The organism is Streptomyces solicamelliae, from assembly GCF_045348655.1.
In the GTDB taxonomy this organism is placed as follows: Bacteria; Actinomycetota; Actinomycetes; order Streptomycetales; family Streptomycetaceae; genus Streptomyces; species Streptomyces solicamelliae.
The window spans coordinates 1954481-1979863 of sequence record NZ_CP160404.1; the positions used below are offsets into that span (position 1 = coordinate 1954481).

The window sequence follows — 25383 nt, forward strand, 5'->3', positions numbered from 1 at the left end:
CTCGGACCGGGGCCGGGAACCCGGTGGCCCCCGCGGCACGTTCGACCGGCACACAGCAAGAGACAGGCAGCATCCGATCGACCGAACGGAACCCGCCCATGCCCACCACCGCCGCCGCGCGTCGGCACGAACGACGGATCAGCCCGGTCTTCCTGGCGATCCTCGCCGTCATGGGCGTCGGCGGCTGGGCCGTGTGGACGGGCTTCGCCGCGTCCTCCGGGTTCTCGGTCTTCGTCTTCGTGTCCGCCGCGTGGGTGGTCTCCCTCTGCCTCCACGAGTACGCGCACGCCCGCACCGCCCTGCACAGCGGGGACCTCACGGTGGGTGCGAAGGGCTATCTCACGCTGAACCCGATGGCGTACACGCACGCCGTGCTCAGCGTCATCCTCCCCCTGCTGTTCGTGATCATGGGAGGGATCGGTCTGCCCGGCGGGGCGGTGTTCATCGAGCGGCACCGCATCCGCGGCCGCTGGAGACACAGCCTGATCTCGGCCGCGGGCCCGCTGACCAACGTGCTGTTCGCGGTGGTCTGCACGGCGCCGTTCTGGCTGGACGCGCTGGACGGCGTGCCGCTCGCCTTCCGGTACGCGCTCGCGTTCCTCGCGATGCTCCAGATCACGGCGGCGCTGCTGAACCTGCTGCCGGTGCCCGGCCTCGACGGCTACGGGGTGATCGAGCCCTGGCTGAGCGAGGGCTTCCGGCGGAAGATCGAGCCGGTCGCGCCGTACGGCTTCTTCGTGGTGATCGCGCTGCTGTTCGTCCCGGCGGTCGGCGGGGCGTTCTTCGACGGGATGGACGCGCTGCTGCAGTCCCTCGGGGTGCACCCCTTCGAGCGGCAGTGCGGCTGGGAGCTGTACCGCTTCTGGGCCGAGGCGCCCGAGGTCTGCGGGGTGTCCTGAGGCGTCAGGAGCCGCGAGGCGTCAGGAGCCGCGAGGCGTCAGGAGCCGCGAGGCGTCAGGAGTCGGCGGCGGCGAGCTTGGCGCGCCGGAGGTAGTACCAGGCCATGTTGGAGGAGAGGCCGGCGAGGAGCACCCAGATCACGCCGAGCCAGCTGCCCGAGGCGAAGGAGACGACGGCCGCCACGACCGCGAGGAGGCAGACGGCGAGGGCGTACAGAGCGAGGCGGGGCATGGGGGTCGGCTCCTGTCCGGGTACGGCGGCGGTGCTGTGCTGCCCGACCAGTGTCCCCCATGCCCCGATCCGGCCCGACATCGGCCGGGCCGTGCGCCTCGGCTCAGACGTCGGTGACCCGCAGGCCCGCGTGGGCCTTGTAGCGACGGTTGACGGAGATGAGGTTGGCGACGAGGGACTCGACCTGGTGGGCGCCCCGCAGCCGCCCCGCGAAGACGCCCCGCATGCCGGGGATGCGGGCGGCGAGCGCCTGGACGAGGTCGGTGTCGGCGCGGGACTCGCCGAGCACCATCACGTCCGTGTCGATCTCCTCGATCGCGGTGTCCTGGAGCAGCACGGCGGACAGGTGGTGGAAGGCCGCGGTGACCCGCGACTCCGGGAGCAGCGCGGCGGCCTGCTCGGCGGCGCTGCCCTCCTCGGGCTTCAGGGCGTAGGCGCCCTTCTTGTCGAAGCCGAGCGGGTTGACGCAGTCGACGACGAGCTTGCCGGCGAGGTCGTCGCGCAGCGACTCGAGGGTCTTGGCGTGGCCGTCCCACGGCACGGCGACGATCACGATGTCGCTGCGCCGGGCGCACTCGGCGTTGTCGGCGCCCTCGACGCCGAGGCCGAGTTCGGCCGCGGCGGCCTCGGCGCGCTCGGCGGCGCGGGAACCGATGATCACCTTCTGCCCGGCGCGGGCGAGACGGTAGGCGAGGCCGCGGCCCTGGTCCCCGGTGCCGCCGAGGACGCCGACGACGAGCCCGGAGACGTCCGGGAGGTCCCAGGGGTCCTTGGCGGGGGCCTTCTGCGCGCTGTCAGTGGAAGTCATGGCCTCGACATTACTGGCCGGTCGCCCGGTTCCCGTACGGGTGAGCCGGAGCGAACCGGCGACGCGGGCGCCCGGCGGGACGGCAGGATGCGGTGCCATGGATGCCGTACGCGTCGCGTTGCTGCGTGAGGTGCTGGCCGGGACGGAGTGGCCGGCGGCGGCCCGGCGGTTCGCCGGGGCCCTGCGTTCGTCGGTGCTGCCGCACGGCGGCGGGCTGCTCCTGGTGGGCACGGCGGAGTACGAGCCGTGGCATCTGGCCGCGCATCTGGTGGACGAGGCGGCCTGGTCGGGCCGCCCGGAGCTGACGCCGACGCTGGTCCGGCACCGGGTCCGGCCGGGCGACCCCGCTCACCTGGCGGTGGGCCTGGGCCGTCTGGAGGCGGCCGGCCGCGGCTCGACCCTGCTGATGGTCGCCCCCGCCCGCCCGGACGTGCCGCTCCTGGAGCGGGTCCACGACGCCCGTCGCGCCGGCGCGACGGTGCTGTCCCTGGACGGCGGCGCCCCGGAGCTGCGCGGTCTGGCCCACGAGACGCTCACCGTGGCCGCGGACACCGCGGAGCTGGACCTGGACACCCTCCAGCATCTGGTGAGCGCCGCCACCGGCGAGAACGGCCGGCCCGACGCGTCCCCGGGCCCCCGCCGCACCCTCCGCGACCGCCTCTCCCGGCTGGCCGACCACCTGACGGCCCCGCCCCCGCCCCGCTGGTGAGCCGCGGGTCCCGCCCCCGGTCAGCCCTTCGGGTCGTCGTCCTTCGGGGTGTCGTGCCACGCCGGGTCGGTGTCCCACTCCTGGTTGCGTTCCCGGGCGGTCTCCATCGCGTGGGACGCCTCCTCCCGTGTCGCGTACGGGCCGAAGCGGTTCTTGGCCGGGCAGTCCGGGCCCTCCTCGACCTTCCTGTGCTCCAGGCAGTAGAACCACTCGCCCGGCTTGCCGGTCGTGCGCCTCTTGAACAGGGACATCTCCCGCTCCTTCATCCGTCGCTCTGACGCCATGCTGCCCCACCTCGGCTGGTTAGACTCGCTGCATGTCCGCCCAGTCGCTGCTCGTGCCCGGGGAGCTCTCCCCGCACCGCTCCGTCCCCGGAGCCATCCGCCGTCCCGAGTACGTCGGGAAGCCCGCCCCCACCCCGTACACCGGTCCCGAGGTGCAGGACTCCGACACGATCGAGCGGATGCGCATCGCCGGTGGCATCGCCGCCCGGGCGATGGAGGAGGCGGCCGGGCACATCGCCCCCGGCGTCACCACGGACGAGCTGGACCGCGTCGCGCACGAGTACATGTGCGACCACGGCGCCTACCCCTCCACGCTCGGCTACCGCGGCTTCCCCAAGTCCCTGTGCGCCTCGGTCAACGAGGTCATCTGCCACGGCATCCCGGACTCCACGGTCCTGCGCGACGGCGACATCGTGAACCTCGACGTCACCGCGTACATCCACGGCGTCCACGGCGACAACAACGCCACCTACCTCTGCGGCGACGTCGACGACGAGTCCCGGCTCCTGGTCGAGCGCACCCGCGAGTCCCTGAACCGGGCCATCAAGGCCGTCAAGCCCGGCCGCCAGATCAACATCATCGGCCGGGTCATCGAGTCGTACGCCAAGCGCTTCGGCTACGGCGTCGTCCGGGACTTCACCGGTCACGGCATCAACTCGTCCTTCCACTCCGGTCTGATCGTCCCGCACTACGACTCGCCCCACCACACGACCGTGATCCAGCCCGGCATGACCTTCACGATCGAGCCGATGCTGACCCTCGGCACCCACGAGTACGACATGTGGGACGACGGCTGGACGGTCGTCACCAAGGACCGCAAGCGGACCGCCCAGTTCGAGCACACCCTCGTCGTCACCGAGAACGGTGCGGAGATCCTCACGTTGCCGTAGGCCCTTCGCGGGGTAGCGTCGTTACCGACAGGCCGTCGGGAACCGGTTGACTTAGGTAAGCCTAAGCAGCACTATCGGAAGCCGGTTCCCGTCCCGACCCGCTCGGTCCCGGAGGCACGCCTTGACCACTCCCTTCTCCACGCTGATCCGCACCGCGTCGCACCAGCAGCACACCGAGGCCGAGTCGTCGGGCTTCATGACCGACCTCCTCGGCGGCCGCCTCGGCGTCGACGCGTACGCGCGCTACACCGAACAGCTCTGGTTCGTGTACCGCGCCCTGGAGGAGGGCGCCGAGGCGCTGCGCACCGACCTCGTCGCCGGACCGTTCATACGGCCCGAGCTCTTCCGCACCGCGGCCCTGGAGCAGGACCTCGCCCACCTGCGCGGCCCCGGCTGGCGCGCCGGGGTCTCGCCGCTCCCGGCCACCACCGCGTACGCCGACCGCGTCGCCTCCTGCGCCCGCGAGTGGCCCGCCGGGTACGTGGCCCACCACTACACCCGCTATCTCGGGGACCTCTCCGGCGGCCAGATCATCCGCGACCGCGCCGAGCGCACCTGGGGCTTCGCCCGCAAGGGCGACGGCGTCCGCTTCTACGTCTTCGACGACATCGCCAACCCGGCCGCCTTCAAGCGCGGGTACCGCGAGCTCCTCGACGCCGTGCACGCGGACGACCTGGAGAAGCAGCGGATCGTCGACGAGTGCAAGCGCGCCTTCGACTACAACGGGGCCATGTTCCGCGAGCTGGCGGACGAGTTCCCGATGAGCGCGTAGGCCCCCGGGGCGGGGCCGGCGCCCTCACGCCGCGTCCGGGCCCCGCCGCCCGCCCCGGCCCGCCCGCTCCACCAGCAGCCAGCCCGTCAGCGCCGTCCCCACCGCCGCGGGGGCGCTCACGTGCACGGCGATCAGCAGGGCCGTGCGGCCTTCGAGCAGACCGCCGAAGCCGACCATCGACAGGCCCAGGACGCCGAGCAGCGCCAGCGTGATCCCCAGCGCCGCCACCGGACCGCCCTGCCCCGTGCCCGGCGCGACCGGCGCGGGGCGCTCGAAGCGGCGGAAGGCGGCGACCAGGCCCGCCGTGAGCAGCGCCGCGGCCGCGATCCGTACCGGCGCCTGGGCCCACCACGCGGCCGTCGCCGGGGCCGGGAGCTCCGCGCCCAGGGCGAGCAGCGCACCGTACACGCCGAGCATCGCCGACAGGTGCCACAGGAACGCGGTCATCGCGATCCCGTTCGCCGCCACGACCTTGTGCCAGACGTTCGCCCGCGCCACGAACCGGGTACCGGGGCCGCGCAGCAGCTCGACGGCGCCGACCAGCCAGAGGCCGTGGAAGAGCAGGGCCAGCGTCGGCGGGGCCATGTTGGAGACCTTCTCGCCGGGCATCCCGACCATCGAGAGCGGGTACGGGCCGAGGGCCACGAGCAGTCCCGCGCCGGTGAGACCGACGGCGGCGAGCGCGCTCGGCAGCCGGATCATCCCGTCGGCGCGCAGGAACCCGAGCTGATGCACCGCCAGCCAGACGAACGCGAAGTTCAGGAACTCCACGTACGGCACGTCCGCCGCGAACCGCAGCGCGTCCACCGCGGCCGCCGCGGCCACCAGCGCGCCGAACGCGCCCCAGCCGTACCGCTCGTGGAGCTTCAGCAGCGGCGGGGTGAAGGCGACCATCGCCAGGTAGATGCCGATGAACCACAGCGGCTGGGCGACGAGTCGCAGCGCCACGCCCGTCAGGCCCCGGTCCGCGCCGAGGAGTTGGACGACGAGGGCGAGCGCGCCCCACACCCCGATGAACACCATCGTGGGCCGCAGCAGCCGTTGCAGCCGGGCGCGCAGGAACGCCGCGTACGCCGGACGGGAGCGGTGCGCGAGGGCGTGCGAGAAGCCGCCGACGTAGAAGAAGACCGGCATGATCTGGAACACCCAGGTCACGAGCTGGAGTTCCGGTACGACGGCCAGCAGGTTGCCCACGGTGCCGTCCGCCGTGACGGCGGCCATCAGCCAGTGCCCGAACACGACGACGCCGAGCGAGACGACCCGCAGCAGGTCGACGTACCGGTCCCGGGTGGCCGGTGTGTTGGCGGCGAGTTCCCGCGCGCTGATTCCCATGCGGACACGGTGCCGCGCCCGGCCGCAACGCCGTCAGGGCTCGGATACTCAGGCGGGGCCTGAGTACGTCGTCACGATTCGGACATACCGCCGCAAGACTTTCATTGCGCAGTTAATATCCCTTGTCACGTCTTTTGGGAATTCGGTTTTCCCTTTCCGGCATTCCGCCCCGCACCCCCGTGATGTCCGTCACGCGACCATGGCGCGCCCCCCTGCCGCACCACCCCCGAGCCCGTGCGCCGCAAGGCAGTTCGGACTTTTCCGTCCCGCCCGAAATGATCGAGAACAATTGATCAGTCAATTCGCGTCTTGTTTCCCGTCGCATTTCTCGCCTACGTTCGCGTCGACCCGGACGGATCGCCGAATCCTGCCACCGTCCGTAAAAACGACCGAGCACTACCCGTCGGCAGGAGCGGGGGACCCACGAATGCGCCGGCGCGGAATCCCGCGGCGGCTCGGGGTGAAGCCGCCGTGTGCGGCCGGGCAGCTCCAGCCCGAACCCGACAGCTCACCCCGAAGGCGCCGGAGAGGAACGACCATGCCCGCATCCGGTAAGCACCGCCGCCCCAAGCGCCGTCCCCTGCGCCGTGGCATCGCCATGGCCGGTACCGGCGGCGCCGCGCTCGCGCTGCCGCTGATCCCGACCGGCGCCCAGGCCGCCGCCCCGCAGCAGGCCGCCCCCGCCACGACGACCACCGCCGCCACCGCCGCCGTCGAAAAGATCACGGCCGCTCTTCCGCAGGCCGCGCCGAAAGCCGCGCCGAAGTCCTACACCGTCGTGCGCGGCGATTCCCTTTCGGTGATCGCCGAGGAGCATCGAATTTCCGGCGGCTGGAAGAGCCTCTACCGGAACAACAAGGCCGCGGTGGGTGACAATCCGTCACTCATTCACCCGGGTCTGCGTCTTTCCCTCGGAAAGAAGGCCGTCGCCGCCCCCGCCAAGCCGAAGGCGCCCGCCTCCAGCGAGCGCGCGAGCCGGTCCGCCGAGCGCACCGCCCCGGCCAAGTCCACGCCCGCCAAGTCCGCTCCGGCCAAGACCGTCGCCCGCGACGCCGGGCCCAAGGCCTACACGAACACCCTCGACGGCTGGATCAACGAGGCCCTGGACGTCATGGCCGAGCACGGCATCCCCGGCTCGTACGAGGGCATCCACCGCAACATCATGCGCGAGTCCTCCGGCAACCCCCTCGCCATCAACAACTGGGACTCCAACGCCGCCAAGGGCACCCCGTCCAAGGGCCTGCTCCAGGTGATCGACCCGACGTTCCGGGCCTACCACGTGCCGGGCACGTCCAACGACCCGTACGACCCGGTCGCCAACATCACCGCCGCGTGCAACTACGCCGCGGACCGGTACGGCTCCATCGACAACGTCTTCGGGGCGTACTAGGGGCGTACGGGACGGCCGGGCGGCCGGGGCTCAGACCGACAGGGTCCGCTCCAGCCGCACCCGGCCGCCCAGCTCGATCACTCCGTCCGGGCCGGGGGCCGTCAGCAGCTGCGACCCCCGGCCCTGGGTGATGTTCAGCGCCCGGCCCAGCTCGGCCGTGAGCAGCAGGGCGGCCGCGCCGGTCGCCTCGTCCTCGTCGATGCCGTCCCCGCGCCCCGGGAACGCCCGGGCGCGCACCCGGCCGGCGGCCTCGTCCTCCCAGGCCCAGGCGTAGATCCACTCCCCCGGCTCGGGGACGTCCAGCGCGTCGACCTCCTCCGCAGAGGCGTACCGCCGCAGAGTGCGCGGCGGAGCCCATTCCGCGCGGGCCTCGATCCAGGTGAACTCGCCGTCCCCGCGCACCCACACCTCGCCGGCCGGCGGCCGGACGACCTCCAGGTCGAGCAGCCAGGCCGCGCCGACCACCGGGTGCCCGGCGAACGGCAGCCGCAGGCCGGGGGTGTAGATGTCGACGCTGCCCCACTCCGGGTCGTCGACGAACACCGTCTCGCTGAAGCCGAGCTCCTTGGCGAGCGCCTGCCGGGACGCCTCGTCGGGGTGGCCGCGCCCGTCGCGTACGACGCCGAGGGCATTGCCGTACCGGCCGTCGCCGGCGCAGAAGACCCGCAGGACGTCGATGTCGGTCGCACCGTCGGTCGTACGGCTCGTCACGGTCGTGTTCATGGCGGAATTCAAGCATCAGGGCGCCCCTCTGCGCTGCTCCTGTCCGGAATCGGCGAAACAGGGACAGAACGCCCCGCTTGACCGGGAGTTGACCCGCTCATGGCATGGCCATGAGGGCCTCGTGACCAGGCCGTGTCCGGGCCGGCCGGGCTGAGAGCCGAATCACTGGACGGACGGGTATGGCCGAGGTAAGGCTGAGCTAAGTTAGGTCCGCCTCACCGACCTGCACGGCCGTTTCGCGCGCCCGTGCCGACCTCCCCGGGAGCCCCTATGCGAGCCGTCCGCCTGTCCGTCGTCACCGCCGCCGCCACCGCGGCGGCTCTGACCGCCGTCACGGGCTGCGCAGAGAAGAGCGACGCGAAGGGCGGCACCGGCGGCGCGGTCGCCGTCGTCGCCAAGGACGACTCCTGCGAGGTCTCGGACAAGGAGTTCCCGGCCGGCCACGTCGAGCTGGCCGTCGAGAACAAGGGCAGCAAGGTCACCGAGGTCTACATCCTCTTCCCGGACGACCGCATCGTCACCGAGCGCGAGAACATCGGCCCCGGCACCAAGGCGAAGATCACCGCAGAGGTGAAGGCCGGCGACTACGAGATCGCCTGCAAGCCCGGCATGAAGGGCGACGGCATCCGCCAGAAGGTCACCGTCACCGGCGGCGGCAAGACCGCGAAGCGCTCCCCCGAGATGGACGCCGCGGTCGCCGCGTACCGCCAGTACGTGCAGGCCCAGGCCGACGAGACGCTGCCGAAGGTGAAGGTCTTCACCGACGCCGTCCGCGCCGGGAACATCGAGGCCGCGAAGAAGGCGTACGCCGACTCCCGCATCGGCTGGGAGCGCACCGAGCCGGTCGCCGAGTCCTTCGGCGACATCGACCCGAAGGTCGACGTCCGCGAGGACGGCCTGGAGGCCGGCCAGGACCCGGCGAAGGACTGGACCGGCTGGCACCGCCTGGAGAAGGCGCTCTGGCAGGACAAGAAGATCGGCGACCGCGAGAAGCAGCTCGCCGACCTCCTGGACAAGGACCTGGCCGACTGGGTGAAGCGGGTCGGCAAGGCCGAGATCACCCCGACCTCCATGGCCAACGGCGCCAAGGAGCTCCTGGACGAGGTCGCCACCGGCAAGGTCACCGGCGAGGAGGAGCGCTACTCCCACACCGACCTGGTCGACTTCAAGGCGAACGTCGAGGGCGCGCAGAAGTCCTTCGAGCTGCTGAAGCCGGTCGCCTCGAAGAACGACCCGAAGCTGGTCGCCGAACTGGACAAGCAGTTCGCCGCCCTGAACACGCTGCTCGACCAGTACCGCACCGACAAGAACGCGTACGTCTTCACCTCGTACGACAAGGTCGGCAAGGAGCAGCGCAAGGAGCTCTCGGACGGCGTGAACGCGCTGGCCGAGCCGCTGTCCAAGCTCGCCGCCGCGGTTGTGAAGTAGGGGGAACCCGACGATGGCCGAGACCACCGGGACCACGGAGAGCACGGAGACCACCGCGTCCGCCGACGCGTCGGCGCCCTCCCGGCGCCGTGTCATCGGCTGGGGCGGCGCCGGGCTCGCGCTCGGCGCCGCCGCGGCCGGCGGCGCCGTCGCGCTCGCGCGTACGGGTGACGGCGCGGAACCGGCCGCCGAAGCCGGCGGGGCCGTGCCCTTCCACGGGAAGCACCAGGCAGGCATCGCCACCGCGGTCCAGGACCGGCTGCACTTCGCCGCCTTCGACGTGAAGACGAAGGACCGCGCCGAGCTGATCCGGCTCCTGCAGGACTGGACCCGCGCCGCCGAGCGGATGACGGCCGGTCACGAGGTCGGCGAGGGCGCGTACGGCGGCCTCCCGGAGGCCCCGCCGGACGACACCGGCGAGGCGCTCGGCCTCAAGCCGTCCCGGCTCACCCTCACCCTCGGCTTCGGCCCCTCGCTCTTCGACGAGCGGTTCGGGCTGAAGGACCGGCGGCCCGAGGCCCTGATCGACCTGCCGAGGTTCCCCGGCGACAACCTCGACCGGGCCCGCAGCAACGGCGACCTCTGCGTCCAGGCCTGCGCGGACGACCCGCAGGTCGCCGTGCACGCCATCCGCAACCTGGCCCGCATCGGCTTCGGCAAGGTCGCGGTGCGCTGGTCGCAGCTCGGCTTCGGCAAGACGTCCTCGACGACCCCGGACGCCCAGACCCCGCGGAACCTGTTCGGCTTCAAGGACGGCACCCGCAACATCGCCGGCACCGACGCCGCCCGCCTGGCCGAGCACGTCTGGGTCTCCGGCAGGGCCGCCGAGGGCCCGGCGGCCTGGATGGACGGCGGCTCGTACCTGGTCGCCCGCCGCATCCGGATGAACGTCGAGACCTGGGACCGCACCCCGCTGCAGGAGCAGGAGGACATCTTCGGCCGCGACAAGAAGGAAGGCGCGCCGGTCGGGAAGGCGAAGGAGCACGACGAGCCGTTCCTGCCGGCGATGAAGCCGGACTCGCACGTACGGCTGGCGCACCCGGACTCCAACCGCGGGGCGACGATCCTGCGCCGCGGCTACTCGTTCACCGACGGCACGGACGGCCTCGGCCGCCTGGAGACCGGCCTGTTCTTCCTCGCCTACCAGCGGGACGTGCGCACCGGCTTCGTGCCGGTGCAGACCTCGCTGGCCCGCGCCGACGTGCTCAACGAGTACATCCAGCACGTCGGTTCGGCGCTGTTCGCGATCCCGCCGGGCGTCCGCGGCAAGGACGACTGGTGGGGCCGGGCGCTGTTCTCGTAGCGAGGGCGCCCGCCCGCAACTCAAGGAGGGGACCGACGTGTTCGGGAACTATCTGATCGGCCTGCGCGAGGGCCTGGAGGCCAGTCTGGTCGTCTGCATCCTCATCGCGTACCTGGTGAAGACCGGGCGCCGGGAGGCGCTGAGGCCGATCTGGACCGGCATCGGCGTGGCCGTCGGTGTGGCGCTGGCGTTCGGCGCGGGGCTCGAGTTCGGCTCGCAGGAGCTGACGTTCGAGGCGCAGGAGGCGCTCGGCGGCACGCTGTCGATCCTCGCGGTGGGCCTGGTCACCTGGATGGTGTTCTGGATGCGGCGCACCGCGCGGCACCTGCGCGCCGAGCTGCACGGGAAGCTGGACGCGGCCCTGCGGACGGGCACCGGCGCGCTGGTCGCGACCGCGTTCCTGGCCGTCGGCCGGGAGGGCCTGGAGACCGCGCTGTTCGTGTGGGCGTCGGTACGGGCCTCCTCGGACGGCTCCCACGCCCCGCTGACCGGCGTGCTGCTCGGCCTGCTCACCGCGGTGCTGCTCGGCTGGCTGTTCTACCGCGGGGCGCTGAAGATCAACCTGGCGAAGTTCTTCACCTGGACCGGCGGGCTGCTGGTCGTGGTCGCCGCGGGCGTGCTCGCGTACGGGGTGCACGACCTGCAGGAGGCGCGGTTCCTCGGCGGTCTGGAGACCAAGGCGTTCGACGTCTCGGACACCGTTCCGCCGGACAGCTGGTACGGCACCCTGCTCAAGGGCGTCTTCAACTTCCAGCCCGATCCGACGGTGCTTCAGGTCACGGTGTGGGCGCTCTATCTGGTCCCGACGCTCGCGATCTTCCTCGCCCCGGTAGGGTTCGGACGTCCGGTGCGGGTGGAGGAGCAGAAGGCCGATGAGAAGGCGGAGGCCGGCGACGGCGATCGCGGCGACGGCGGTGCTGGCGCTGACGGCGAGCGGCTGCGTGACGGTGCACGGCGAGCTGGAGCTCGTCCCGGCGGTGACGAGGACTGAGGCCGAACAGGCCTTGAAGGACTTCACCACCGCGTACAACGCGGCCGACAAGGCATACGACCCGGCGCTCGACGCGGGCCGGGTCACCGGGCCGCTGGGCGCGATCAACCAGGCGGGTCTGAAGGCCCGTTCGGTCACCAGTCCGGGCGGCAACCCGCGGCACCAGCCGCTGGAGCTGACGGACGCGAAGTTCGTCATCCCGAAGAAGGCGGGCTGGCCGCGCTGGTTCGTGGCCGACACCGACTCCAACCGGGACCGCGGCGCGCGGCGCTCCGGCGACCGCTGGCTGGTGGTCTTCGTGCGCAACGGGACCGAGCAGCTGTGGGAGGCCGCGCATCTGGCGATCCTGTCGCCGGACGAGGTCCCGGTCTTCAAGCAGCAGGACGGCTTCGCGGTGCCGGTCGCCGCGGGCGACACGAGGCTGGCGGTCTCCCCGGAGGACCTGGGCGGGCAGTACGCCTCGTACATGAAGACGGGCGAGCCGAAGATGTTCGCGCCCGGCGCGCACACCACGCTGTGGCGGCAGTCGCGGGAGCGGAACGCCAACCGGGTGGGCCTGGCGACGCAGTACGTCGACCAGACGATGGACGACGGCGACAACGCGCCGCTGGCGCTGGCGACCGAGGACGGCGGGGCGCTGGTGTTCTTCGCCCACCGCTTCTTCGAGCGGCAGACGGCGGCACAGGGCTACCGGCCGAAGGTCGACCCGGACGTGAAGGCGCTGATGACCGGCGAGGTGACGAACACGGTCACCAAGGAATGGGTCTCGAACCAGGCGGCGCTGGTGAAGCCGGCGGCCCAGGCGGCGTCGAAGGACGCGGTGACGATAGCGGGCCGGCTGCAGGGCGTGACGAGCGCGAAGGGCTCGTAGGACGGCTCGGAGAGCGCGTACGGCGAAGGGGCGGCCACGGGCCGCCCCTTCTTACGCGCTGCCGTTCTTACGTCCTGCCGGTCTTACGCGCTGCCGGTCTTACGCGCTGCCCGTCTTACGTGCTACCGGCCGAGCGGCCAGGCCGGCTCGTGGTGCTCCGCGTCCTCGGCGGCGCGCTCGCCGGCGTACCGGGCGCAGGCGTCGGTGAGGGCCTCAAGAAGGGTCAGCGGGTCGGGCAGGGCGTGCTCCGGGCCGCGGACCCAGTCCACCGTGCGGTCGTCGCCGGGCAGCCGGGCGGGCGGGACGAGGACGTAGCTGCCGCGGCAGTGCCAGCGCAGACCGGGATGCTCGTCCATGGTCTCGGGGTGGCAGTCCAGCTCACAGGGCCACCACTCGTCCTCGTCCTCGGGGGTGCCCCGGGTGGCGGTGAAGAACAGCATGCGACGTTCGTCGGCGGGCAGTTCGCCCTCGGCGACGGCCGCACCGGACTCGGCGACCGGGCCCACCTCGACGCCCTCGGCGAGCAGCCGCTCCAAAGCGGCGCGACCGGCGGCCAACGGAACGTCCAGGACGTCGTGGACCATGCCGGTCGCGGTGATGAAGTTGGCCTCGGGCTCGTTCCGGGCCCAGCGTTCGATCTGGGCGCGGTCCGTCGTGGACTGGGTCTGCCAGGCGAACGAGACGGGATGGCGGGCGGGCGTGGGACAGCCGATGCGCTCGCAGGAGCAGCGGTAGCCGACGGGATACGCGGCGGGGGCGAGCGGGAGTCCGGCGCCGGCGACGGCCAGGAGCAGCTTCTCGCGGTGACCGGCGTCGTCCGCGGCGGTGCGCCGGGAGCGTCGGCGCAGCCACTGCGCGAGTTTGCTCTCCGTGCCGCGGTTGCGGCCGATGCCGTCGCCCATCAATCCCCTCACACCTGTGCTCGTCCCGGCGCACGCGGGGGTCCCGCCGCGTGTCGAAGCAGTCGGACGGCCCGGTCGAGGCCGTCGACGCTGCAGTCATGGTCCCACCATCCTGCGCCCCGGGTGACCGGAGTTCCCAACCGGGGTACGTCACACCGGTGCCGCCCCCTGCGCCGCCGGGCCCGCCGGGCCCGGCGGGGTGACCAGTGACACACCCGCGGAGCCGGTCAGGGGCGGGGGCTGAGGCCGCGCAGGACGTGGGTGAGGACCGCGTCGGCGTAGGCGTGGGTGAGGGGGCGGTCGCGGTACTGCCAGCGCTGGGCGAGCGGGGCGGTGAGCAGTTCGGCGGCGATGCGGACGTCGGCGTCGGGGGCGATGTCGCCGTCCTCGCGGGCCGCCTCCAGGCGGCGTACGTAGTGGGCGAGCTGGGGCTCCATGAGCAGCTCGGTCATCTGGGCGCCGAAGTCGGGGCTGACCAGACCCTCGGCGGCGAGGGCGCGGGTGGGGCCGTCGTACTTGGGGTCGTTGAGCTCGTCGACGGTGGCGCGCAGCACGTACCGCAGGTCGGCGGCGAGGTCGCCGGTGTCGGGGATGCCCGCGTCCCCTTCCCCGTCGCCGACGTCCCTGCCGAGCGCCTCGTTGGCCTGGGCGGCGAGGTCCAGGAAGGCGTCGAGGAGGACCGCGGCCTTGGAGGGCCACCAGCGGTAGATGGTCTGCTTGCCGACGCCGGCGCGGGCGGCGATGCCCTCGACGGTGGTCTTTGCGTAGCCCGTCTCGCTGACCAGCGCGAGGGCGGCGTCGAAGATGGCGCGGCGGGAGCGTTCGCTGCGGCGGGAGGCGTCGGGGGTCTTGCCGGGCCGGGCGGCGTCGGGCTTGTCGGTCGTCATGCCTCCAGCCTTCAACGAGACGGCGCGTCTCGTCAAGTGGAGAACACCGTTCTGGCAATGATCCACCGTGTAGTACAGAGTTCAGCGGGATCACCCGAACGGTTCACTGCGCGCACGCCGCCGTGGGCGGACCATGGCTCCACGCACACACCGTGCGCTCCGTTGTCCGTGAGGAGCCCTCATTGCGCTCATCGCCCCGCGTGGCATCGCCCCGCCGTTATCTGATGTGCCCACCCGCGCACTTCAAGGTGACGTACTCCATCAACCCGTGGATGGACCCCGCGAAGCCGGTCGACCTCAGGCTCGCCCTCACCCAGTGGGAGGACCTGCGGGACCGCTACCTGGCCCTCGGCCACACCGTCGAACTGCTCGACCCCGACCCGGACCTGCCCGACATGGTCTTCGCCGCCAACGGCGCGACCGTCGTCGACGGCCGGGTGCTCGGCGCGCGGTTCGCCCATCCGGAGCGGACCGCCGAGGCGGCGGCCCATCTGGCCTGGTTCCGCGCCCACGGCTACACCGAGATCCACGAGCCGGACCATGTCAACGAGGGCGAGGGCGACTTCGCCGTCACCTCCTCGTACCTGCTGGCCGGCCGCGGCTTCCGGTCCAGCCCTCTCTCGCACGACGAGGCACAGGAGTTCTTCGGCCGTCCGGTGATCGGGCTCGAGCTGGTGGACCCGCGGTACTACCACCTGGACACCGCGCTCTGCGTGCTCGACGACGCGGCGGACGAGATCATGTACTACCCGGGGGCCTTCTCCCCCGGCAGCCGCGCGGTCCTGGCCCGGCTCTTCCCCGGCGCCCTGATCGCGAGCGAGGACGACGCCGCGGCGTTCGGCCTCAACTCGGTCAGCGACGGCCGCAACGTCGTCCTCCCGCAGGCGGCGACCGGCCTGTTCGACCCGCTGCGCGAGCGCGGCTTCGAGCCCGTACCGATGGACCTGGGCGAAATGCTCAAGGGCGGCGGCAGCGTGAAGTGCTGCACGCAGGAGCTCCGCCCGTAGCACCCCCCGGGGCGGCGGCTACCCCTCCGGGGGCCAGGCGTCGCCCCATTCCGCGTCCCGCGCCTCCTTGTACAGCGCGCCGTGCCGCTTCGTCACGGTCGTCCGGGACAGCCCCTCGTCCTCCGGCCCGCACAGGTCGAGCAGCACCTGGCCCTTGCGGATCTGCGGCCTGCGCGTCACCCGGGAGACCACGGGGGCTACGGGAAACCTGGTCGCCGCGACGTAGCTGAACTTCTCGTCCTCGTACGCCAGCGAGCCGCCCTTCACCCGCCGGTGCAGCGACGACCGGCTCACCCGGGCCGCGAAGTGGCACCAGTCCCGGCCCGGTTCGATCGGGCAGGCCCCGCTGTGCGGGCACGGCGCGGCGACCCGCAGCCCCGCCCCGATCAGCACGTCCCGCGCCGCGATGATCCGCTCGTACCCGTCCGGGGTGCCCGGCTCCACGATCACGACCGCCTGCGCCGCGCGCGCCGCCTCGGTCACCACCGTCGTCCGGTCCGCCTCGGTCAGCTCCTTCAGCACGTACGAGACCGTCACCAGGTCCGTGTCGTCGAGCCGTAGCGCCGAGCCGATCCGGGCCCGCCGCCACTCCGCCTCGAAGGCACCGGCCGCCAGCTCCCGGCCCAGCGCGAGCGCGGGCTCGGCCCAGTCCAGGACCGTGGTGCGCGGACCGCCCTCCGGCTCGTCCTCCCACGCCTCGGCCACCGCCCAGCTCGCCGCACCGGTGCCGCCGCCGACGTCGGTGTGGGTGCGCGGCCGCCAGTCGGGGGCGGCGTCGCGCAGCGCGCCGAGCGCCGAGCGGACGGCCTCGAAGGTGGCCGGCATCCGGTACGCGGCGTACGCGGCCACGTCGGAGCGGTCCCGCAGCACGGGCGCGTCGGTCGGGGTGGTCCCCCGGTAGCTGGCGATCAGCCGCTCCACGGCCTGGGCGGCCTGGCTCGGCGGAAGCCCGTCGAGCAGCCCGGCGAGGGCGGAGCGCAGGGCGTCGGCGGTACGGGGTGAAGCGTTCACCACGGCATTTTAGGCGCTCCCGGTGGCCGGATCGGGCCGGGCGCCCGGCCGGACCGCAGCCGTACCGCGCCCAAACGGTTGCTAGGCTGGCCGCCGTTGTCGGGGAGGGGGCGAAGCTGTCCAGGCGTGGTGTCTTCAGCAGATTCGGATTCGGTCGTTTCACGAACGGCGGATCCGGAGGTCCCGGCTTCGGGTCGAGTCTCGGGGCGACGCCGCGCGAGCGGTTCGTCCGGATGAGCATGCTCGGCGGCCTCGGCATCCTTCTCCTGCTCCTGTTGCTCTCCATGTGCGACGCCGGAGAGGCCGCGGAGGAGGCCAAGAAGAAGAAACCGGTGAAGGTCTCGGGCCCGGCGACCAAACTCACCGTCCCCTCCAACTACGACACCGCCCTCGGCTGGGAGGCCCCTGACGCCTCCGCCGAGTACGCGCTGGCGCAGTCCTCCGGCCTCGTCGGCTACGTCGAGCGGGCCGGCGAGTTCCAGTACCGGCTGCGCGTCGTGGAGGCGAAGACCGGCACGACGAAGTGGGCGGGCGACCCGTTCCGGCCGCTGTCCGCGCCGGGCAGCTTCCCGCGGCTCCTGTCGGTGTCCAAGGGCGACCGCCAGTACTTCGTGGCGTGGTCGTACGGCAGCACCGCCGGCGAGGGCCTGAACTCCACCGGCACGTTCGTCTCCCTCGACATCTACGACACCACCGACGGCAACCGCCGCCGGGTCGAGGTCCCCTGGTCCGACGCCCCGATCGTCACCGGCACCGGCCCCGGCATCCTGATAGCGGACGGCAAGGCGAAGAACGCGGTCGTCGACCCGGAGACCGGCGAGGTGTCCTCGACCCCGGCGGACAAGCTCGGCTACCCGAGCGGCTGCACGAACTGCCGCACGCTGCCCGAGGTCCTCGGCGTCACCGACAAGGGCCTGCTGGTCGGCGGCGTGCAGGAGTTCTGGATCCGCGGCGGCTGGTTCAGCCGTACGGTCGCTCCGAGCGGCGCGAACGCCACCAGCGGTCTGCCGACCGCGGTGACCTCCAAGCACGTGCTGGCCCGCTGGCACCACGCGCCGAAGGCGAAGAAGGCCGCCACCCACGAGATCTGGGCGGTGCACGCACTCGACACCGGCAAGATCGTGGTCCAGGCGGAGTGCCGCCGGCCGACGATAGCGCCGAGCGAGTACCCCGCGGCCGCGGTCTCCCCGGACGGCCGGTACCTGGTCTCCGGCGCCCTCGCCTTCGACCTGAAGGAGAAGAAGGGCTACTGCTTCGAGGACCCGGACGGCAGCAACCGGCTCACGCTGGTCTCCGTCGGCGACGAGGGCATCGTGTACGGCGCGGCCGGCGCGCGCAGCGCCCGGGACGCCCTCGCGGGCGCGGGCGCGCCGCTGACGGTCGACATGTTCACCGGCGAGCCGGAGCTCCTGGAGCCCAACATGCGGCTCCCTCAGGCGGAGACGCTGGGCATCGGCCTGTTCCGCTGGACGGACGCGAAGGACCGGCGGCACCTGATCGCGTACCGCATCGCGGAGTAGCCGCAGCTGTGTCGGACGGGGCCCTCGCGCGTCAGAGCGCGGGGGCCTTCGCCGTACGCCACGGCCGGCACAGCAGCAGGAAGCAGCCGAGCGCGGCCACCGCGCAGGACAGCTGGACCACGGCCATCGGGACCGCCGTCGCCTCGCCCGCGATGCCGACCAGCGGCGAGACGAGCGCGCCGATCAGGAACGACGAGGTGCCGAGCAGCGCGGAGGCGGAGCCCGCGGCGTGAGGGGTGCGCATGAGGGCCAGCGCGTTGGTGTTGGGCATCGCGAGCCCCATCGCGGACATCAGCACGAACAGTCCGGCGGCGATGCCGGCCAGGCCCACCTCGCCGAAGACGCCCGCGGTCATCAGGACCAGCGCGCCCGCGGCCAGCGTGATCACCGTGAGGCCGAGGCCGAGGGCCTTGTCCAGGCTGACCCGGCCGACCAGCAGCTTGCCGTTGATCTGGCCGACCGCGACGAGCCCGATCGAGTTGAGCCCGAAGAGCAGGCCGAAGGTCTGCGGCGAGGCCCCGTAGAGGTCCTGGACGACGAACGGGGAGGCCGTGATGTACGCGAAGAGCGCGGCGAAGGCGAGCCCGCCGGCCAGCATGTAGCCGGTGAACACCCGGTCGGCGAGCAGCCCGCGCATGGTGCGCAGTGCCTGCCCGACGCCGCCGGAGTGCCGCCGCTCGGGCGGCAGGGTCTCGTGCAGGTACCGCCAGACCACCAGGGTGAGCAGCAGTCCGACGACGGCGAGCGCGTGGAAGACGCCGCGCCAGTCGGTGATCCGCAGGATCTGGCCGCCGATGAGCGGGGCGACGATCGGGGCGACGCCGGAGATCAGCATGAGCGTGGAGAAGAACCGGGCCATCTCGACGCCGTCGTACAGGTCGCGGACCACGGCCCGGGCGATCACGATGCCGGCCGCGCCGGCCAGGCCCTGGAGCAGCCGGAAGGCGACGAGCAGTTCGACGCCGGGGGCGAAGGCGCAGACCGCGGTGGCGGCGACGTACACGAGCATGCCGACGAGCAGCGGCCGGCGCCGGCCCCACTTGTCGCTCATGGGGCCGACGACGAGCTGGCCGAGGGCCATGCCGGCGAGGCAGGCGGTGAGGGTGAGCTGCACCGTCGCGGCGGGCGCGCGGAGCATGTCGGTGACCTGCGGCAGGGCCGGCAGGTACATGTCCATGGAGAGCGGGGGGAGGGCGGTCAGCCCGCCGAGGACGAGGGTGACGAGCAGCCCCGCCCGCCGCGCGGCGGGGAGGGAACTGCCGGATATGTCCTCTTCGGTGGTGGTGACCCGACCGCGCTCCGCCATCCGCCTACTCCAAGTCGTTGAACTATGAAACCTTCCTCATGTTAGGCGGGCCGCAGCCCCGGGTTCCCTGCCTCGGTCACGAACGAGGCGGCCGTGGTGATCGGCGCTCCGGGCGTGGTCACCCTGGCGACCGTGCGGAAGTCCGCGCGGGCCTGCTCGGTGCCGAGCTCGACGGTCAGGTAGCCGCGCCGCCCGTTGTAGAACCGCATGTGCGGGTTGGCGGTGGTGAGGGCGTCGTGGTTGGCCGGCCGGTCGGAGCCGTCCTTGCCGCTGCTGATGGAGGTGGCGACCAGCTCGGTGCCGACGGTCCGGGAGCCGGGGTCGTCGAAGTCGGCCTTGATGTCGAGCCCGTAGCCGACGTGGACGTCGCCGGTGAGCACCATCAGGTTGGCGACGCCGGCCGCGGCGGCGCCGTCGAGGATGCGGCGGCGGGAGGCGGGATAGCCGTCCCAGGAGTCCATGGAGAGCTTCAAGTCGGGTGTCGGGACGTTCCGCCGCCGGGCGAAAACGACCTGCTGGGGGACGACGTTCCACAGGGCCTGCGCGTCGCGCCAGCCGTCGAGCAGCCAGCGCTCCTGGGTCGCCCCGGTCATGGTGCGGCTCGGGTCCTCGGACTCGGGTCGCGGCACCTGCCAGCCGTCGCCGTACGCCTGGTTGGAGCGGTACTGGCGGGTGTCGAGGATGTCGAACTGGGCGAGCCGGGTCCAGAGCAGGACGGAGTCGGGCAGCGGGTCGCCGGAGGCCACGCCGAGGGTGAACGGGTCCTCGGGGATGCGTCGCCCGTCCAGTTCGTCCGCGGCGGCGACGCCGGCGGACGGCAGCTGGACGGCGAAGGCGAGCGCGGCGGCGGCGCCGGTGGCGGTGAGGAATCTGCGACGACCGAAGTGCCGTGCGGCGGCGCGGAATTCGGGATTGTGACGATGCACGGGTGTCATGTGCCCCTCCCCTGACGGCTGCGATGTGACGCATTGGAGTGGCGTGGGACGTCCCTGGGTTGTCGGGTACAGAACATCCGCGTGTCGGACGGATGAGTGTTCCGTGCACCGATCTCCCGTACGCTGCGCGCCCATGAGCATCGCAGTGGTGACGGGAGCGGGTTCGGGCATCGGCCGCAGTGTGGCCCTGGCCCTGTCGGAGGCCGGCTGGCAGGTGGCCCTGGCGGGCCGGCGGCGGGAGCCGCTGGAGGAGACGGCGCGTCAGGCGGCGGGCGAGACGTCGGTGGTACCGACGGACATCACGGACCCGGAGGAGGTCCGGTCCCTGTTCGAGGCGACCCGCGACGGGTTCGGCCGGGTCGACCTCCTCTTCAACAACGCGGGGTCGTTCGCCGGCGGCGGCACCCCTCTCGAAGACCTCCCGTACGAGACGTGGCGTCAGGTGGTCGACGTCAACCTGACGGGGTCGTTCCTGTGTGCGCAGGCGGCGTTCCGCGCGATGAAGGAGCAGTCGCCCCAGGGCGGCCGGATCATCAACAACGGCTCGATCTCCGCCCACGTCCCGCGCCCGCACTCGGTGGCGTACACGGCGACCAAGCACGCCATGACGGGCCTGACGAAGTCGCTCTCCCTGGACGGCCGGCCGTACCGCATCGCCTGCGGCCAGATCGACATCGGCAACGCGGCCACGGAGATGACGGCCCGCATGCAGACCGGCATCCTCCAGCCGAGCGGCCGGCTGGAGGTCGAGCCGGTGATGGACGCGGCGGACGTGGCCCGCACGGTGGTCCACATGGCGGCCCTGCCGCTGGAGGCCAACGTCCAGTTCGCCACGGTGATGGCGACGAACATGCCGTACATCGGCAGGGGCTGACCCTCGGGCCTCAGGCCTGGCCGGTCTCGAACCGCGCCACCTTCCCGTCCCGCACGGTGAACCGCCAGGCGGTCCGCATGGCCCCCCAGGTGTCGTTCCGGTAGGTGGCCACGAGGGAGAGTCCCCCGTCCCCCTCGGACTCGACGTCCATCCGCCCGTTGGACGAGAAGATCTCCCGCTCGGTCCACTCCCGCAGATCCCTCTCGGACCCGTCGTCGGCCATGGTGGCGTCGGGAGCGAGCACCCCGAAGAACGCCTCCTGGTCATTGGCGTTGAGCGCGCTGACGAAGGCGCGCACGGTGGGGTCGCTGAGCTGTGATGCGGAAACGGCCACGGATCGTACTCCTCGGTAGGCGTCGTACTGGACCCCCACCCGTACACGCCGGCGGGCCCGATCCCGGGGACCTTGGGCCACTCGCGGCGCGTCTCTCCGGATGCACTATCCCGAGTGGCAGGTGTCGGAGCGTCAGCTGACGGTGGGACGTGTCGCCCCGCGCACCAGGAGCGGACAGTGTGTCAGCCTGCGCGGGCGTCAGAAGGAAGAGAACCGATGCGCTCTGCCCGCATGCTTTTCGGCGCCGCCGCCATCGCCGGCGCCCTGGCGATCGCCGCACCCAGCACGTACGCGTTCGCCGCCGAGGACGGAAAGAAGGACGGCTCCGCTCAGAGCAAGGAGCGAGACCACGGCAAGGACCACGGCAAGGACTGGCGCAAGGACCACCACAAGCCCAAGGGCGGCGTCCACACCGGAGGCGGCGCCCTCACCGTCACCAACGCCGAGGACTGGTCCAAGAAGGACGACCACGGCAAGGACTGGCGCAAGGACCACCACAAGCCCAAGGGCGGCATGCACACCGGAGGCGGCGCCCTCACCGTCACCAACGCCGAGGACTGGTCCAAGAAGGACGACCACGGCAAGGACTGGCGCAAGGACCACCACAAGCCCAAGGGCGGCATGCACACCGGAGGCGGCGCCCTCACCGTCACCAACGCCGAGGACTGGTCCAAGAAGGACGACCACGGCAAGGACTGGCGCAAGGACCACGACAAGCCCAAGGGCGGCATGCACACCGGAGGCGGCGGTCTGGCGAGCACCGGCACGAACGTGACCGGCGCGGCCGTCCTCGCCGCCGGTGCGGCCGCGTTCGTCCTGTACCGCCGCAAGAAGGCCGCGGACGCCGCGTAACGACTCCCGGACCGGGCGCAGGGACCCTGCGCCCGGTCCTCCGCAACCAGCCACGACCGACGAAGGGTGCCGTGCCGCCGTGACGATCCGACCCCGCCCGCCCGCCGACGCCCGGCCGTCGAGGCGTCCCGTCCGGTGGGGCGTGACCGCCACGGTCTGGGCCCTGGTCCTGGGCGGGCTTCTGTACTTCTTCGCCCCGGACTCCTCCGAGGACGCCCCACCGCGCAAGGCGGCGACCGCCGTCGCGGACAGCCGGGGCACGACGCAACGGACCCCGCCGGTGACCGCCCCGCCGACCGGCCCGTCCCTGCCCCGGTCCACGCCGGTACGCCTGCGCATCCCCGACATCGCCGTGAACGCCCCGTTCACCGACCTGTCCATCGGTCCTTCCGGCGCGCTCGACGCGCCCCCGGCCGACGACACGAACCTCGTCGGCTGGCACGCCGCCGGCGTCTCCCCCGGCCAGCGGGGCACGGCCCTGATCGCAGGCCACCTGGACACCGCCACGGCCCCGGCGGTCTTCGCCAGGCTCGGCGAACTCACCCGCGGAGACCGCTTCGAGGTCGACCGCACCGACGGCACCACGGCCGTCTTCCTCGTCGACTCCGTGGAGAGCTTCCGCAAGGACGACTTCCCCGACGAGCGTGTCTACAGCGACACCCGGGACGCCCTCGTACGCCTCATCACCTGTGGCGGCGCCTACGACCGCAAGGCGAAGGACTACACCGAGAACCTCGTCGTCTTCGCGCACCTCGACCGCACCGCTTAGCGGGAGAGGCAGACGAGTCGGGCTGGCCGGGTTCTGTGCCGCTCAGGGAGCGATCACGCTCTGACCTGCATGTTTACGGGAATCCGGCGGCTGTTCCGGCCCTCTGGGACTTCTCAGGGACTTTCAGCCGAGATCCGTGAGCCACGCCTCGATCGCGGACAGTCCCCGCGCGCCGGCCTGCGGCATGAAGTGAGTGTACGTCCGGAGCGTGAACGCCGGGTCGGAGTGCCCCAGCCACTTCGCGAGCGCTCCCATACACGCGACGGCTTCTCGCCCGGCTGCCGCTCGGGCAGCGGCGGGATGACCCCCACGTCGGCGAGCGCCGGCTTCCACGCCTTGGTGTTCCAGGTGGTGCGGTTGATCGCGCCACGCCGCCCGGTGTAGACGAGCAGCGGAACGGTCACCTTGCGCCGGTCTTCGCGTGCGAGGTCGGGCTCCTCGGGGTCCAGCCACGGCAGGGTGATGTCGATCGGCTCGAAGCGTTCCTGGTGAGTGAGAAGCCGCTTCGCGAGCACCTTCGGCAGCGGCACGTCGCGCTTCTTGCCGCCCTTGGGCGGGCCGAAGTACAGCCGCGACTTGTACATGAGGATCTGGCGCTCTACGTGCACGAAGTCGCCGTGGACATCACTGGGGCTGAAGCCGAACACCTCGCCCTGTCGGAGCCCGCATCCGACGCCGAGGTCGAGCGCGATCTGGTAGCGGTCGGCGAGTGCCTCCCGTACGGCGGCGCCCGAACCAGCACCCCCGCCGCACGCTGGCCGTCGACGGCAAGACCGTCCGCGGGGCCCGCCGCCAAGACGGCACCCAGGTCCACCTCCTCGCCGCCATGACCGGCAACGGCCAGGTCATCGCCCAGCGCGAGGTCAGCTCGAGAACCAACGAAATCACCGTCTTCAAACCGCTGCTCGCGCCGCTCGACCTTGCCGACGCTGTGGTCACCTTCGACGCGCTGCACTCACAGACCGAGCATGCCCGCTTCCTCGTCGAGGACAAGCAGGCCCACTACATCGCCGTGATCAAAGGCAACCACCGCACCCTGCAACACAAGCTGAAGCAGCTGCCGTGGCGGGAGGTTCCGCTGCAGGGCAGAACCCGCGCCACCGCACACGGCCGCGACGAGATCCGCCGGATCAAGACCTGCTCCGTCGCGCGCGGCCTCGACTTCCCCCATGCCGCCCAGGCCGTGCAGGTTGTGCGCCGCCGCCGGACCGTCACCGCCGGCAAGGTCACCCTCGAACGCGTCTACGGCGTCACCAGCCTGCGCCCCCACCAGGCCGAACCTGCCGATCTCGCTTCATGGGTGCGCGGTCACTGGGGCATCGAGAACAAGATCCACTACGTTCGCGACACCACCTACTCCGAGGACGCCTCCCGCGTGCGCACCGGCACCGCACCCCGGGCCATGGCCAGTCTGCGCAACCTCGCCTCGGCGCTCTCCGGCACGCCGGCCACGACAACATCGCCGCCGGACTTCGTTACCACGCCCGCGACCCCACCGCCCACTCGCCACCCTCGGCATCACGTGATCAAACCGGACAGATCCATCGAACGACGCCACCCTGCCCCGTATGCCCCTGATCGCACGACAGGTCAGCTTTATGGATCTTGAATTGGCCACCCCGGAGTGTAGGGTGAATCCACATAGATTTCAGCAGGCCCGGGGGGGCTCATGCGGCCTGTATCGCAACTCATGCGAGCGTCGACGCTCGCCGTGCAGCTATCGATCAGATGCGCACACTCCCTCTCGGCTTGGGCGAAATCAAGGTAAGCCGTCTGCCTGCTTGAGGTTGACCCAATGCGGGTGGCAACTATCCAGATGACTAGGAGGGGGACTGAGTAGTGCGCATGAAATCGATCGCTCTTGTCTTCGCTGGAGTATTTGCGGCACTCATGATGAGCGCCACGCCCAGTGCCGCGTACGGCGATAATCCGAACGACGGAAAGATATATCAATGCGGGAGATACGGTAACTTCCCGCTTTGCCTCTACTGGGGTCAGAACCTTTCGGGTGCCAAGGTTGGAATCTTCGGCAAGGTTCACAACTACGACGCCAATCCTTGGAATTGCTCCTCCCAGGGATGCGGCAAGTATTGGTACTCTCAGGGATCGACTCTGAAGGGGTATGGCACGTACGTAAAGAACAACACCGCATCGGTTTACAACTACAACGACACCAGCACCCGCGTGTTCTTCAACAGCGGCTGGGGTGGCCCCTCGGATGAGTGGGACCCGTACGGGTGGGGCACCTACTTCGGCAACCTCAATGCGACCTGGAACGAAAACGCCTCGCAGGCGCGAGTTTGCGGCGAGTGTTAAACCCCCCACCCGCCAGGTCGGCCGAGCAGTCATCGGCC

The 25383-nt window shown here is 71.7% G+C and carries 28 protein-coding genes and 1 riboswitch; of the genes, 16 read left to right on the forward strand and 12 right to left on the reverse strand.

Features of this window, described 5'->3' with window-relative positions:
• The first annotated feature begins 98 nt into the window (after window positions 1-98).
• Complete coding sequence (locus tag ABZO31_RS09010) at window positions 99-899, forward strand: site-2 protease family protein (protein ID WP_406860584.1); 801 nt, start codon at window positions 99-101, stop codon at window positions 897-899.
• Window positions 900-954: 55 nt separating this feature from the next.
• Here ABZO31_RS09010 and ABZO31_RS09015 read toward each other — a convergent pair whose 3' ends face one another.
• Together ABZO31_RS09015 and npdG are read right to left on the reverse strand one after the other, a co-directional pair.
• Complete coding sequence (locus ABZO31_RS09015) at window positions 955-1131, reverse strand: hypothetical protein (protein WP_406860585.1); 177 nt, start codon at window positions 1129-1131, stop codon at window positions 955-957.
• Between the two features lie 103 nt (window positions 1132-1234).
• Window positions 1235-1939, reverse strand: coding sequence for an NADPH-dependent F420 reductase (gene npdG, locus ABZO31_RS09020; RefSeq protein ID WP_406860586.1), 705 nt, complete (start codon window positions 1937-1939; stop codon window positions 1235-1237).
• A 97-nt stretch (window positions 1940-2036) separates the two neighbouring features.
• Here npdG and ABZO31_RS09025 point away from each other — a divergent pair, with 97 nt between their 5' ends.
• Window positions 2037-2648, forward strand: coding sequence for a hypothetical protein (locus ABZO31_RS09025; RefSeq protein ID WP_406860587.1), 612 nt, complete (start codon window positions 2037-2039; stop codon window positions 2646-2648).
• A 20-nt stretch (window positions 2649-2668) separates the two neighbouring features.
• Here ABZO31_RS09025 and ABZO31_RS09030 read toward each other — a convergent pair whose 3' ends face one another.
• On the reverse strand, window positions 2669-2899 hold the full coding sequence (locus ABZO31_RS09030; protein ID WP_406865299.1) for a hypothetical protein: 231 nt from the start codon (window positions 2897-2899) through the stop codon (window positions 2669-2671).
• Between the two features lie 65 nt (window positions 2900-2964).
• Here ABZO31_RS09030 and map point away from each other — a divergent pair, with 65 nt between their 5' ends.
• Together map and ABZO31_RS09040 are read left to right on the forward strand one after the other, a co-directional pair.
• Window positions 2965-3822, forward strand: a complete 858-nt coding sequence (gene map, locus ABZO31_RS09035; protein ID WP_406860588.1) for a type I methionyl aminopeptidase — start codon at window positions 2965-2967, stop codon at window positions 3820-3822.
• A gap of 121 nt (window positions 3823-3943) precedes the next feature.
• The gene (locus ABZO31_RS09040) at window positions 3944-4594 is read left to right on the forward strand and encodes a heme oxygenase (biliverdin-producing) (protein WP_406860589.1); all 651 of its coding nucleotides are present in this window, start codon (window positions 3944-3946) and stop codon (window positions 4592-4594) included.
• Between the two features lie 24 nt (window positions 4595-4618).
• Here ABZO31_RS09040 and ABZO31_RS09045 read toward each other — a convergent pair whose 3' ends face one another.
• Window positions 4619-5926 carry an acyltransferase family protein gene (locus tag ABZO31_RS09045; protein ID WP_406860590.1) on the reverse strand — a complete coding sequence of 436 codons (1308 nt, stop codon included), beginning with the start codon at window positions 5924-5926 and terminating at the stop codon, window positions 4619-4621.
• Window positions 5927-6274: 348 nt separating this feature from the next.
• Window positions 6275-6461, forward strand: a riboswitch (cyclic di-AMP (ydaO/yuaA leader).
• A gap of 3 nt (window positions 6462-6464) precedes the next feature.
• Here ABZO31_RS09045 and ABZO31_RS09050 point away from each other — a divergent pair.
• Entirely contained in the window at window positions 6465-7316 is an 852-nt protein-coding gene (locus ABZO31_RS09050) for a transglycosylase SLT domain-containing protein (protein ID WP_406860591.1), read from the forward strand.
• A gap of 30 nt (window positions 7317-7346) precedes the next feature.
• Here the strand turns inward: ABZO31_RS09050 and ABZO31_RS09055 are convergent, their stop codons facing one another.
• Entirely contained in the window at window positions 7347-8039 is a 693-nt protein-coding gene (locus ABZO31_RS09055; protein ID WP_406860592.1) for a PhzF family phenazine biosynthesis protein, read from the reverse strand.
• A 270-nt stretch (window positions 8040-8309) separates the two neighbouring features.
• Here ABZO31_RS09055 and efeO point away from each other — a divergent pair, with 270 nt between their 5' ends.
• Genes efeO through ABZO31_RS09075 form a run of 4 tightly spaced genes read left to right on the forward strand, consistent with a single transcriptional unit; the run spans window position 8310 to window position 12632 of the window.
• Entirely contained in the window at window positions 8310-9467 is a 1158-nt protein-coding gene (gene efeO, locus ABZO31_RS09060; protein WP_406860593.1) for an iron uptake system protein EfeO, read from the forward strand.
• Window positions 9468-9480: 13 nt separating this feature from the next.
• Window positions 9481-10770 (forward strand): iron uptake transporter deferrochelatase/peroxidase subunit, encoded by a 1290-nt coding sequence (gene efeB / locus ABZO31_RS09065; protein ID WP_406860594.1) that lies wholly within the window; start codon window positions 9481-9483, stop codon window positions 10768-10770.
• Between the two features lie 37 nt (window positions 10771-10807).
• Entirely contained in the window at window positions 10808-11761 is a 954-nt protein-coding gene (gene efeU, locus ABZO31_RS09070) for an iron uptake transporter permease EfeU (protein WP_406860595.1), read from the forward strand.
• Window positions 11643-12632, forward strand: a complete 990-nt coding sequence (locus tag ABZO31_RS09075) for a hypothetical protein (protein WP_406860596.1) — start codon at window positions 11643-11645, stop codon at window positions 12630-12632. Before efeU ends, ABZO31_RS09075 begins: the two co-directional genes overlap by 119 nt.
• 122 nt (window positions 12633-12754) lie before the next feature.
• Here ABZO31_RS09075 and ABZO31_RS09080 read toward each other — a convergent pair whose 3' ends face one another.
• The gene (locus tag ABZO31_RS09080; protein WP_406860597.1) at window positions 12755-13534 is read right to left on the reverse strand and encodes a bifunctional DNA primase/polymerase; all 780 of its coding nucleotides are present in this window, start codon (window positions 13532-13534) and stop codon (window positions 12755-12757) included.
• A 227-nt stretch (window positions 13535-13761) separates the two neighbouring features.
• The gene (locus ABZO31_RS09085) at window positions 13762-14421 is read right to left on the reverse strand and encodes a TetR/AcrR family transcriptional regulator (RefSeq protein WP_406860598.1); all 660 of its coding nucleotides are present in this window, start codon (window positions 14419-14421) and stop codon (window positions 13762-13764) included.
• A gap of 182 nt (window positions 14422-14603) precedes the next feature.
• On the opposite strand from ABZO31_RS09085, the gene ddaH reads away from it, so the two are divergent.
• Window positions 14604-15428: a dimethylargininase gene (ddaH, locus tag ABZO31_RS09090; protein ID WP_406860599.1), complete on the forward strand. Its 825-nt coding sequence runs from the start codon at window positions 14604-14606 to the stop codon at window positions 15426-15428.
• Between the two features lie 18 nt (window positions 15429-15446).
• Here ddaH and ABZO31_RS09095 read toward each other — a convergent pair whose 3' ends face one another.
• Window positions 15447-16439: a small ribosomal subunit Rsm22 family protein gene (locus ABZO31_RS09095; RefSeq protein WP_406860600.1), complete on the reverse strand. Its 993-nt coding sequence runs from the start codon at window positions 16437-16439 to the stop codon at window positions 15447-15449.
• Between the two features lie 233 nt (window positions 16440-16672).
• Here ABZO31_RS09095 and ABZO31_RS09100 point away from each other — a divergent pair, with 233 nt between their 5' ends.
• Complete coding sequence (locus ABZO31_RS09100; protein WP_406860601.1) at window positions 16673-17959, forward strand: hypothetical protein; 1287 nt, start codon at window positions 16673-16675, stop codon at window positions 17957-17959.
• A 31-nt stretch (window positions 17960-17990) separates the two neighbouring features.
• Here ABZO31_RS09100 and ABZO31_RS09105 read toward each other — a convergent pair whose 3' ends face one another.
• Both ABZO31_RS09105 and ABZO31_RS09110 read right to left on the reverse strand, forming a co-directional pair.
• Window positions 17991-19265, reverse strand: coding sequence for a Bcr/CflA family multidrug efflux MFS transporter (locus ABZO31_RS09105; RefSeq protein ID WP_406860602.1), 1275 nt, complete (start codon window positions 19263-19265; stop codon window positions 17991-17993).
• A 41-nt stretch (window positions 19266-19306) separates the two neighbouring features.
• Window positions 19307-20200 (reverse strand): alkaline phosphatase D family protein, encoded by an 894-nt coding sequence (locus ABZO31_RS09110; protein WP_406860603.1) that lies wholly within the window; start codon window positions 20198-20200, stop codon window positions 19307-19309.
• A 133-nt stretch (window positions 20201-20333) separates the two neighbouring features.
• On the opposite strand from ABZO31_RS09110, the gene ABZO31_RS09115 reads away from it, so the two are divergent.
• Window positions 20334-21074, forward strand: coding sequence for an SDR family oxidoreductase (locus tag ABZO31_RS09115; RefSeq protein ID WP_406860604.1), 741 nt, complete (start codon window positions 20334-20336; stop codon window positions 21072-21074).
• A gap of 10 nt (window positions 21075-21084) precedes the next feature.
• On the opposite strand, the gene ABZO31_RS09120 is transcribed toward ABZO31_RS09115, so the two are convergent.
• On the reverse strand, window positions 21085-21408 hold the full coding sequence (locus ABZO31_RS09120; protein WP_406860605.1) for a nuclear transport factor 2 family protein: 324 nt from the start codon (window positions 21406-21408) through the stop codon (window positions 21085-21087).
• A gap of 216 nt (window positions 21409-21624) precedes the next feature.
• On the opposite strand from ABZO31_RS09120, the gene ABZO31_RS09125 reads away from it, so the two are divergent.
• Together ABZO31_RS09125 and ABZO31_RS09130 are read left to right on the forward strand one after the other, a co-directional pair.
• Entirely contained in the window at window positions 21625-22260 is a 636-nt protein-coding gene (locus tag ABZO31_RS09125; RefSeq protein ID WP_406860606.1) for a hypothetical protein, read from the forward strand.
• 79 nt (window positions 22261-22339) lie between these two features.
• Window positions 22340-23029, forward strand: coding sequence for a class F sortase (locus tag ABZO31_RS09130; RefSeq protein WP_406860607.1), 690 nt, complete (start codon window positions 22340-22342; stop codon window positions 23027-23029).
• A gap of 113 nt (window positions 23030-23142) precedes the next feature.
• On the opposite strand, the gene ABZO31_RS09135 is transcribed toward ABZO31_RS09130, so the two are convergent.
• A complete protein-coding gene (locus ABZO31_RS09135) occupies window positions 23143-23676 on the reverse strand; it encodes a hypothetical protein (RefSeq protein ID WP_406860608.1) in 534 nt (177 codons plus the stop codon).
• A 62-nt stretch (window positions 23677-23738) separates the two neighbouring features.
• Between ABZO31_RS09135 and ABZO31_RS09140 the strand changes: the two genes are divergently transcribed.
• Window positions 23739-24638 (forward strand): ISAs1 family transposase, encoded by a 900-nt coding sequence (locus ABZO31_RS09140; RefSeq protein ID WP_406860609.1) that lies wholly within the window; start codon window positions 23739-23741, stop codon window positions 24636-24638.
• Between the two features lie 236 nt (window positions 24639-24874).
• Window positions 24875-25345: a hypothetical protein gene (locus ABZO31_RS09145; RefSeq protein ID WP_406860610.1), complete on the forward strand. Its 471-nt coding sequence runs from the start codon at window positions 24875-24877 to the stop codon at window positions 25343-25345.
• Window positions 25346-25383: the final 38 nt, after the last annotated feature.